Source organism: Microbulbifer sp. S227A, assembly GCF_049800935.1.
On sequence record NZ_JBNAFZ010000001.1, the window covers coordinates 870915 to 881505 of the forward strand.

At 63.8% G+C, this 10591-nt stretch carries 9 protein-coding genes; 1 reads left to right on the top strand and 8 read right to left on the bottom strand.

Annotated features, from left to right (window positions below; genetic code table 11):
- Positions 1–44 precede the first annotated feature (44 nt).
- Genes tcuB through ACP15R_RS04200 form a run of 3 tightly spaced genes read right to left on the bottom strand, consistent with a single transcriptional unit; the run spans position 45 to position 3188 of the window.
- A complete protein-coding gene (gene tcuB, locus ACP15R_RS04190; protein WP_424985121.1) occupies positions 45–1115 on the bottom strand; it encodes a tricarballylate utilization 4Fe-4S protein TcuB in 1071 nt (356 codons plus the stop codon).
- Positions 1105–2493, bottom strand: coding sequence for an FAD-dependent tricarballylate dehydrogenase TcuA (gene tcuA, locus ACP15R_RS04195; protein WP_424985246.1), 1389 nt, complete (start codon positions 2491–2493; stop codon positions 1105–1107). Before tcuA ends, tcuB begins: the two co-directional genes overlap by 11 nt.
- A gap of 17 nt (positions 2494–2510) precedes the next feature.
- Positions 2511–3188 carry a GntR family transcriptional regulator gene (locus tag ACP15R_RS04200; RefSeq protein WP_424985122.1) on the bottom strand — a complete coding sequence of 226 codons (678 nt, stop codon included), beginning with the start codon at positions 3186–3188 and terminating at the stop codon, positions 2511–2513.
- 78 nt (positions 3189–3266) lie between these two features.
- On the opposite strand from ACP15R_RS04200, the gene ACP15R_RS04205 reads away from it, so the two are divergent.
- Entirely contained in the window at positions 3267–4331 is a 1065-nt protein-coding gene (locus ACP15R_RS04205) for an AbrB family transcriptional regulator (protein ID WP_424985123.1), read from the top strand.
- Here the strand turns inward: ACP15R_RS04205 and ACP15R_RS04210 are convergent.
- From ACP15R_RS04210 to ACP15R_RS04230, 5 genes are all read right to left on the bottom strand, one after another.
- Positions 4300–5280 carry a D-2-hydroxyacid dehydrogenase family protein gene (locus ACP15R_RS04210; protein ID WP_424985124.1) on the bottom strand — a complete coding sequence of 327 codons (981 nt, stop codon included), beginning with the start codon at positions 5278–5280 and terminating at the stop codon, positions 4300–4302. The genes ACP15R_RS04205 and ACP15R_RS04210 overlap by 32 nt on opposite strands.
- 57 nt (positions 5281–5337) lie before the next feature.
- Positions 5338–6153: a universal stress protein gene (locus tag ACP15R_RS04215; protein ID WP_424985125.1), complete on the bottom strand. Its 816-nt coding sequence runs from the start codon at positions 6151–6153 to the stop codon at positions 5338–5340.
- Position 6154: 1 nt separating this feature from the next.
- Positions 6155–7243 carry a 4-oxalomesaconate tautomerase gene (locus ACP15R_RS04220; protein WP_424985126.1) on the bottom strand — a complete coding sequence of 363 codons (1089 nt, stop codon included), beginning with the start codon at positions 7241–7243 and terminating at the stop codon, positions 6155–6157.
- 10 nt (positions 7244–7253) lie between these two features.
- A complete protein-coding gene (locus ACP15R_RS04225; protein ID WP_424985127.1) occupies positions 7254–9284 on the bottom strand; it encodes a tripartite tricarboxylate transporter permease in 2031 nt (676 codons plus the stop codon).
- Between the two features lie 74 nt (positions 9285–9358).
- Entirely contained in the window at positions 9359–10447 is a 1089-nt protein-coding gene (locus ACP15R_RS04230) for a hypothetical protein (RefSeq protein WP_424985128.1), read from the bottom strand.
- Between the last annotated feature and the right edge of the window lie 144 nt (positions 10448–10591).

Here is a 10591-nt window from a genome sequence, read left to right on the forward strand (position 1 = left end):
CGGTCAGCTGCCCAAAATTTGGGCCAACACGTGCCTTGCTGGCGTCAGGCCGCGCCTCGGATCCGCTGTGCATCCCGCGTGAGCGCCGCGAGCCGGAAAAATCCGTGCGCCATCTTGGTAAACGGAGTCAGCAGGAAGAACGCCAGCACCGCGCCAAGATGCAGAACCAAAAGCGCGGGCATGACGCTGCTCTGCCCAAGCCCATAAAGCATGAGACCGCTCAGCGCGACAAACCCAAGCAGACCGATAAAGCCGATCTCGCCACCCCAGGCGTTTGACGCACCCAGATGCCGGTCGGAACGCAGTTTCAGCCGGATCACCTCGGCACAGCCCAGAACCAGCAGCACACCACCGGACAGACCCAGCAGCTTGGGCAGCGAGAACAGCCCATAAGGCGCGGGCATCGACAGGAAATAGTGCATGAAAGTTCCGACGCTTGTGGACGCAAAACACAGCAGGAACCCGTACATCACCGCCTGATGCGCCATGCGACGGGCCTGGCTGAACCGGTCCTCGTCCTCGAAATTGCAGCCATCGCCATGCCCGCCCGCCAGGTTGCGCATGTTGGCCGCCGCGCCAAAGGCATGCCGTATGTCACCCAGGGTCACGCGGGTGCCACCGGTGGCCCGCCAATAGCGACGCAGGCTGACCGAGATGCTGGCCAACGGGAACAGGAACGCGGGCAGAAAGATCGCCACCATCGCGCCATGCGACAGCACCGCGTAGAAACCTTCGCCACCGCTTGCCGCCAATGCCCGCACCGCCCAGAACAGCAGCGCAAAACCCACAACCGTGGCAATGGCGATCAGCCCCCCGCTTTTCTGAAAGGCGCGGGCGGCGGCCTGCGGATAGGCGAACTCTTCCCAGCTGTCCTGCCGCAGATTCGCCAGCGCCTGTGGCAGGTTCAGATCGAATTCATGCGGCGCGGTGTATTGGCAGGCATAATAACAGCCCCGGCAATTGTGACAGAGATTTGCCAGCTGGGTCAGATCGCCATCGGAAAAGGCCCGCTCCGCATGCAGCGCCGGAAAGACCGAGCAATAGCCCTCGCAATAGCGGCAGGCATTGCAGATTTCCGCCTGGCGGCGGGCTTCGAATAAAAAATCAGTTTGCATGGGCCGCGGCCTCCTTGCCTGCAATACGTCCGAACACGGTGCCGATGGTCATGCCGAAACCGGCGAGATAGCCCTGTCCGAGAATTGAGCCCGCCATGGTTTCACCGGCGGCCCACAGGTTGTCGACCGGCCGGCCGTCAATGGAACATTGCGCGTGGTCGTCCACCCTGAGACCGAGATAGGTAAAAGTGACGCCGGTGCGCAGGCTGTAGCCATAAAACGGAGGCTCGACGATTGGGCGTGCCCAGTTGGTCTTGGGCGGCGAAATGCCGGTGGTGGCCACCCCGTCAAGTTCGGTGGGATGGAAATTGCCGGTATCGCCACAGGCGGCGTTGAATGCCTCGACCGTGGCGCACAGCCGGTCAGGGGGCAGCCCCATCTTGCCGGCCAGTTCGTCGAGCGTCTCTGCCTTGATCGGCGGGAAAACCGACGGCATGAACAGGTTCAGTGACCGCGAGTCGATGATGACATGGCCCACCTGGTCCGGCTGCGCGGCAACCAGCCGGCCCCAGATCGCATACCGCTTGGGCCAGACATCCTCGCCCTCGTCATAAAACCGCTCGCCATGCTTGTTCACCACGATGGAAAACGGCACACAGTCAAGCCGGGTGACGATACCGCCGTCGAATTTCGGCGCGCGGCCATCAATGGCAACCGCGTGGCATTGCGTCGGATCGCCAACCTGTGCCACGCCCTGCTCCAGCAGATCGGCCAGAACCACGCCCCGGTTGTAGGGGGTGCCACGGATCAGAAAATTCCGCGCCGCCGGTCCCCATGCACGGGCCAGCCAGTCGGTATCCGCCTGAAAGCCCCCCGAGGCGACTACCACCGAGCGCGGCGCGAGGCTCTTGTCCTGCCCTTCATGGCTGTAATCGACGCGCGCCACGCGGTTGTCGCCCAGTTCAAGATGGCTCACCCGGGCCTCGTAGCGAACCTCGACCCCCAGGGATTGCGCCGTGCGGTAATAGGCATTTACCAGGCTCTTGCCGCCACCAAGGAAAAACGCGTTGGTACGGGCCAGCGACAGTGTCCCGGAGAGAGACGGCTGAAAACGTACCCCATGGTCCTGCATCCATGGCAAGCATTCCTGCGAGCCGCGAATCGCCAGACGGGCCAGGTGTTCGTCGGTCTTGCCATCGGTGACCTTCATCAGGTCGGCGAAATATTCGTCCTCGGAATAGCTGTCGGTCAGCGGACCAAGCGGCCCCGCATGCATGCAGCGAAAATTGCGGGTATGCCGGGAATTGCCGCCGCGATAGGGCTTGGGCGCGGCTTCGAGTATCACCACCCGCGCGCCCGCCTCGGCCGCTGTGATGGCCGCGCATAACGCGGCATTGCCGCCGCCGATCACGGCGACGTCCCAGGTCTCGGGTGTCATGGTCACTATATTGTCCTCTAGGTTTCGTCGTCGCTGCGGTCACGATCTCTGAGAGACCGGATCCGCAGCCGTTGCGATGCCTCGATATGCGCCCGCATGGCCGTTTCTGCCGCCGCGCCATCGCGGGCTTTCAAGGCCTCGATCACGCGACGATGCTCGGCATCGGCGGCCATGGCGCGATTGTGGTCCGACAACATGGTCGGACCCAGGATCATCATCGCCTTTTTCAGCGATACCATCGACTTGGCGAGGAACCGGTTCTTGGCCGCGTCCAGCAGCGTGGCGTGAAAGATGGTGTTCAACCGCGCCGCCTCAAGGCCGGTACCGATGCTGGCCAGCTGCTCGTTCAGCGTTTCAAGCTCGTCCAGTTCAACGTCGGATGCCGCCCGCGCCGCCAGCCGCGCCGCCGTACCTTCAAGCACCGCACGCATTTCATACAGCTCCATCACCTCGGCATAGTCGAGCTTGCGCAGGGTCGCCCCGTGGCGGGGTACATGGCTCACCAGCCCGTCTGCCTCAAGCTGCCGGATCGCCTCGCGCACCGGCGTGCGGCTGACCCCCAACCGTTCGGCCAGCTCGGTTTCACGCAGGCGATCGCCGGGCAGCAGTTCGCCGTCACGGATCTCGTCCAACAGCCGCAGATAGCTGGAATTGCCCTGCGGTCCGGTCTGTTGCGCGTCGTCCTGATCGCTCATTCCGTGCCCTCTTGTCATTTTGTATCCAACCGTATACATTCGCATTCACAACGAGTCAACCACGCCGGAAATGTCAGATTGCCACGGTCTCGCCCCACCCTTCCGCCATTCGGCCAGCGCGCGCTGACCCTTTGTTTCGCCTGTTTTGGAACCGCCCTGTTCTGGTGGCTGGGCCTGCCCCTGCCGTTTCTCTTCGGGCCGATGACGGCCTGCCTGATCGCGGCGCTGGCCCATGCGCCCATCAGGGGATTTGGTCAGGTCTCGGTCGCGGCGCGCACCATCCTGGGGGTCGCAGTGGGCGCGTCGATCACCCCCGACCTGGCCGCCGAACTGCCGAAAATGGCGGCTTCGGTGGCGCTGGTCCCGGTTTTCATCCTGCTGATCGGGCTGGTCGGCGTGCCGTTCTTTCGCCGGCTCTGGGGGTTTGACACCACCACCGCCTATTATGCGGCAATGCCCGGCGGCTTGCAGGACATGGTGATTTTCGGAACCGAAGCGGGGGGAAATCCGCGCGCCCTGTCATTGATCCACGCGACTCGGGTGCTGATCATCGTGACGCTGGCGCCGATCTTTCTGACGGTGTTCTACGGCGCGGGGCTGACCAACCCGATTGGCGCACCCGCCACCGAGATCCCGCTGCACGAGCTGGCGCTGATGGTCGGGGCGGCGCTGGTTGGCTGGAAAGGCGGCGAGCGGGTCGGGCTGTTTGGCGCGTCCATCCTCGGACCGATGATCGTCACCGCGATCCTGTCACTTGCCGGGTTGATCCACGCCCGCCCGCCACGCGAGGCGATCCTGCTGGCGCAGTTCTTCATCGGCTGCGGGATCGGCATCCATTTCATTGGCGTGACCCTGCGCGAGCTGCGCCGGATTGTCGCCGCCGGTGTGGCCTATGTTATCGTGCTGGCAATTCTTGCCGCCGGGTTCACGCTGCTTGTCACCCATCTCGGGCTGGGACAGCCGGTCGAAGCCTTTCTTGCCTTTGCCCCCGGTGGGCAGGCCGAGATGACCGTGCTCGCCATCGTGACCGGTGCCGACCTGGGCTTTGTCATCACCCACCACCTGACCCGGATCGTGCTGGTGATCATCGGCGCACCGATGATCGCCGGCCTCATGCAGCGCCGTTCCAGGCCTCCGGGTTGATCATGTGCACCGGCTGGCCCGCGGCATAGGCATTGACCTGTTCGAAAATGTCGGTGAACTGCAGGTCGAATTCGTCCTCTGTGACAAAACCGATATGCGGGGTACAGATCAGGTTGCGATGCGACAACAGGGGATCGTTGGGATCGTTCAGGGGTTCACTGTCAAAGACATCCACCGCCGCCATCCCCGGACAACCGGCATCCAGCGCCGCAAGCAACGCCCCCGGCGCAATCAGCCCCGCACGCGAGGTGTTCACAAAAAGCGCCCCCGGCTGCATCCGTGCAAGATCCTGGGCGGTGATCATGCCCCGGGTCTCGGGTTTCAGGCGCACATGCACCGACACAACGTCGCTTTGGGCAAAGAACGCCGCCCGGCTCGCCGCCACCGTCTGCCCATCCGCCAGCGCCCGGGCGCGCCCGTTCTCAGAGCCCCACCAGACCACCTTCATGCCGAACGCCCGCGCGTAATTCGCCACTTCGCGCCCGATACGGCCATAACCATACAGGCCCAGGGTACGGTGCCGCAGGGTCTTGCCCACGCCCATCTGCCAATGCCCGGCCTTGGCCGAGGCCATCTGTGCCGGGATCTGCCGCATCGCCGCGAGGATCAGACCAAAGGTCAACTCGGCAGCGGCATAAGACGGCGTATCGCTGTGCATGTTCGAGCAGAGCAGAACCCCCGCCTCGCTACAGGCCGGGACATCGACATGTGGATAGACGCTGCGCTGTGAAATCAGGCGCAGGTTCGGCAGGCGCTGCAGCAGGTCGCGTGTCACCTGTGTGCGTTCGCGAAACAACACCAGCGCCTCGGCCTCTGCCAGCCGGTCGGCCAGAACAGCGGCCTCCGCCACATGATCGGTCCAGACCGTCACCTCGTGACCGTCCAGCAACCGAAAACACGGCAACCCGCGCAGCGTGTCGAACCAATCGTCCAGGATATGAACCTTCATCGCCGCCTCATGCCTCCTCGCGCAGCCGTTTGTTTCCCCGTGCCACTGCCACGCCCTTCAATGCGACAGCAGCACCGGGATCCGGATCCCGGAGAGCACCTTGGCCGTCACCCCGCCCAGGAAATCCTCGCGGAACTTGGAATGCTCATAGGCGCCCATCACCAACAGCGACGTATCATGCCGGTCGCAATAAGACAGGATGGTTTCGGCAACCGGGTGGCTTTCGGGGAAATCCTCGTGCACGGCCTGCACATCATGGCGCGACAGGTGAAGCAACAGGTCCCTGACCGGCCAGTCGCTGCGCCGGTCGACGGTCAGCACGCTGACCTTGCCCTGCCCTTCGAGGAACCGCAGCGCGTCGGACAAGGCGCGTGCCGCCGCCCGCCCGCCATCCCATGCCAGCGCCGCATGGCCGTGCCGGGCCTGGGCGGTGTATCCCTCGGGCACCACGATCACCGGGCGCCCCGACAACAGGGCAATGCGATCCGGGTGCAGCGACACGTGACCGTCATCCTGATCCATGTGCCGCCCGACAATGATCGCATCATAGGTGCGCGCCGCCTCGGACAGCACCGTATCGACCCGCCCCGGCACCTCGCGAAACGACAGCGCCTCTCCAAGGTTCAATTCGCCGCGCAGGGCTTCGAACGCCTCCTCGATGGCCTTGACGATGCCGCCATTCGCCTGATCCAGCAGGGCCTGAGCCTCTTGCGGGATCCAGCGTGAATGCCGGTTGATCACGTCATGGGTGGAATGCGCGAGGATCGCCGTCACATGCGCCCCCCGCGCACGGGCCAGCGACGCCGCATAGCGCAGCGCCGCGACCGAAGCGTCGGACCCGTTGAAAGCCACAAGCAGGTTCATGATCGGCATGTTACGCACCCTCCCAGATATGCGACGGGACATAGACCCTGCCATCCGCCAGCTTGCGGGCGGTTCTGAGCAGGCCCGCAGAGTTCAGCGAGAACCCGTTATCCTTGTTGAAATCAACCAGCACCTCGATCGTGCCCGATGCATGTTCGATGACCACGTTGGCGGGGCTTTCGGTGGGCCGGTCGAGCATCCCGTCGGCGATGGTACCGGGGGTCAGCGCACAGGACGCCAGGCATTGTGCCCCGGTCACCGCCATGCTCGGATGGGTATTCCACGGCATGAAATACCGCGCGGCGATCGTGCCACCATCGCGCGCCGGGGCAAACAGGCCGAACTTGGGCGTGACGGATTTGGAAACATCGCCCATGCCCATCAATTCGCCCGCCTTGACCCGCACCGCCTCCATGCGTTCGAAAAAGCCCTTGTCGGCGTCCAGTTCGGCCACGCTTTCATGGCCCGTCAGGCCGAAATCCCCGGCCCGTGCGATCACCATCGGCATGGCGACATCCATGCACGTGACCTCGATGCCGTCGATTTCGTCGCGCAGGTTCCCCGTGGGCAGGAATGCCCCGGTCGATGAGCCCACCACACCCATGAAATTCAGGGCAATCGGGGCCGCCGTGCCCGGCACCCCGGCAATCGCCGCGTCCCCCTCATAGGTCAGCGCGGCCCCCGGTGTCTGGACCCGTGCAACCACTTTGGCACCGGTATTGACCGCGCGAATGCGGATTTCGGTTTCGTCGCCCTGCGGCGTGATCAAACCCATCTCGATGGCGGCGGGGCCGACACCGGACAGGATATTGCCACAGGTCGGTTTGAAATCCACCAGCCGGTCAGTGACCGATACCTGCGCAAAGAAATAGTCGATGTCGGCCCAGTCGTCTTCGGAGGGCGACAGCATTGCCACCTTGGTCGTCACCGCCGCGCCGCCGCCGATCCCGTCGATATTCAACGGATGGCCCGACCCCACCGCGGCCAGCAGTATTTCGGCCAGTGTGTCGCGGTCTTCGGGCAGGTCAGCGCGGTTGAAATAGGGCCCCCGCGAGGTGCCGCCGCGCATGAATACAAAGGGGATACCGGTCTGGGTCATGCTGCCCTCCTCACTTCAGCGGCCAGGGCAGGTCGACCGCACCTTGCAGCAGGCCCGGCGGGAAATCGCGGTTCAGGGCACCGGCCATCACGCACATCAGCGCGATACCGGCCGCCGTCAGGATGAGCGTCTTGCGCCAGTCGGCCCCGGCCCGCACCCGCAGGAACGACACCATGAACCCGACCAGCGCGAGGATGAAGCCGACGAACCACGTGGCCACGATCAGGCCGGCAAACCAGGCCAGCGTCGACCACAACCCATAGGGTGCATCGGCGTCTTCGCCCGCGATTTCCTTGTCGGCGAAAATCACGTCGGTTTCGGGCCGCATGATCATCTGCGCCAGCATGATCAGGCAACAGGTCAGCGCAATGCCCCCGACGACCAGCGGCACGATCTTGTCCGTCAGGTTGTAGTCGGGGATCAGGCTGGCATTGATCAGCGCGGTCACCAGGTAGGCGACGATCACCAGCAGGAACACCAGCGGCGCCCGCTTGGATCCGGATTTCACATCACCCTCGGCCATGATGCTCTTGGCCTGGCGGATACCGAGCACGACGGACACGACGGTGATGATGATCAGCACGATGACGATGGGCGAAAAGATGTAATCCATGCCCTCTTCAAACGATTTGCGAAACCGGAACGAGGCGATCTGGAAGGCCTGGTTCGAGAATTTCTCGACCGGGTTGGACAGCACGAAGCCGATCAGAAAGGCCGGGCGGGACCAGTCGAACCGGCGCAGGAAAATGCCGATCAGGCCGATTGCGAACAGGGCCAGGATGTCTTCGAAATTCTGCCCCGACTGGAAGGCCGCGAACGAGATCAGCATGAACAGGAACGGCGCGAGATAGGTAAAGCGGATGGTGGTCAGCTTGGCAATGCCACCCGAGGCCGCGATGCACAGGATCGTGCCGACCACGTTGGCCAGTGCCAGCAACCAGACGATGGAATAGGTGATATCCAGATTGTCACGCAGCATCGACGGGCCGACCTCGATATCGCCCGAGCCCAGAAGGGCGATGGCGCCAATGAAGATCGCCATCGATCCGGAACCGGGAATACCAAACAGCAGCGTCGGCACCAGCCCGCCGCCCTCCTTGGCGTTGTTCGAGCTTTCCGGGCCGACGATGCCGCGGATCTCGCCCTTGCCGAAATTCGACTTGTCCTTGGTCGTCTGTACCGCGTGGCCATAGGCGATCCAGTCGACAACCGAGCCGCCAAGCCCCGGAATCACCCCGACCACGACACCGATCAGCGAACAGCGCACCGACAGCCATTTATTGGCCACCCAGTCACGCACCCCTTCGCCCCAGCCCGCGCCCAGCTTGGCATCCTTGGCAATCGAGCGGTCCTGACGCAGCAGCGACACGATTTCCGGCACCGCAAAGATACCGAGACCGACAATCACCAGCTTGAGCCCATCGGTGAGATAGGGAATGTCATAAGACGCCATGCGCAGGCTGCCGCCCGCATCCGCTTCGCCGATGGTGCCGATCATCAGGCCAAGCCCGGCGGCGGCCAGCCCCTTGAGCGCCACCCGCCCGGCCAGCACCGCAACCATCGAAAGGCCCAGGATCGTGATCATCAGCATCTCGGGCAACCCGAAGGCGAGCACCAGCGGACGCGCCACGAGGATGAACATGGTCAGGAACAGCGCCCCGACCAGCCCACCAAACAGCGATGACGTAAAGGCCGCCGACAACGCCCGCGCGGCCTGGCCCTTTTTCGCCAGCGGAAACCCGTCAAGCACCGTCGCCTGCGATGCGGACGACCCCGGAATGCCCATCAGGACCGAGGCAAAGGTATCCGAGGTCGGCACCACGGCCACCATGCCCACCATCAGCGCGAGACCCAGAACCGGGTCCATCCCGAACATGAACGGCAAGAGCAGGGACAGGCCGGCAATGCCGCCAAGGCCCGGGAAAACCCCCACGGCAAGCCCCATGACCACCCCCAGGACCAGATAACCCAGCACCATAGGTTGCAGGATGAGCGCCCAAGCGTCGCCAAGAGCGGGCAGAGCGGTTGCGAGAATATCCATCGCGCCGACCTCGATATATGTTGGAAATCAGGGAAATACGGCCCCGGCGACAAACCGGGGCCGCGTGGCCGGAGTTATTTCAGCGAAACGCCATAGGCCTCTTGCAGCCAGTTGGTCACGAAAGCCTTGGCTTCGGGGCTGACGGTGGTGCCTTCCTTGGTGGCCTTGGCCGCGCCTTCGCCCACGAAAACCGGGTATTTGCCGACGCGGGCCGAGGCGATCTCGGCAAAGTCGTCACGCTTGCGAATGGCCTCAAAGGCCTGCTCGTAGGTGACACGCACGTCATCCGGAGTGCCGGCGGGCAGGAAGCCGATCTTCTGAACCGGGAAGCCGGCGATGAAAAACGCTTTCCAGGCGTCCCATGCCTCGCCGCTGGTTTCGCATCCCTCGGTGGCTTCGCAGACTTCCTTGAAGGTCGCGATATCCGGGAAGGTCGGGTCGCGCACGATGTTGCCATCGTCGTCCAGCGCCCCCCAGGTCATCATCGGCACCGCCTGCCCGTTGGCCACCAGGTCCGCGGAGGCCCCGAGATAGGCCGACGAGGTCTGGTAATCGATGGTGGCTTCGCCGCGCTCGAACATCAGCCGACCGTCGCCGCGCCCCTTGATGCCAAAGACCGGCTCGACATTCATGCCCAGCATCTGCCACGCCAAGAGCGGCACGAGGTCAAGACGGGTCGCGCCCTGTGAACCGTAGATAAAGTCGATATCCTTGAGATTGTTGGCCGAGCCGTCGAACTTGGTACCGTCATCCGGGTTCAGATAGGCAACGCCGCCCGTGCCCGATGCCATGACCGGAACCCAGTCGCTGTATTCATAGCGCACGCGCGGATCGCCCAGCAGATAGGGAAACTGGGTCGAACCCGAAGTGCCGAACAACAGGGTGCCGTCCTCGTGCTCCTGTTCCTGGAACCAGTTCGCCCCCTTGGTCGAGCCCGCGCCCGGCATGAACTTGACCACGACGGTCGGGTTGCCCGGCAGTTCCTCGGACAAGAGCGGCGCAAAGAAATTGGCCCATTTGGCCGAACCGCCGGTTTCCGAGAACGGGATCACCCATTCGATCGTCTTGCCGGAAAAATCCACCTCTGCGGAGGCCGGCGCGGTCATGCCGGCTGCGATCAGGGCTGCTGCTGCCGCGGTGGCGGCCAGTTTGCTTGCGGTCATTGGTGTCCTCCCACGGACAGTTCTTCGCGTCCCGGACCAATGGTTCGGCACAGCGGTTTTTGCATTTCAGGGACGAATCCCTCCTCCAATGCCAGAAAACCTGACCCATCAACCTTGCGCGAAACTTGCGCGGCGTGACAATGT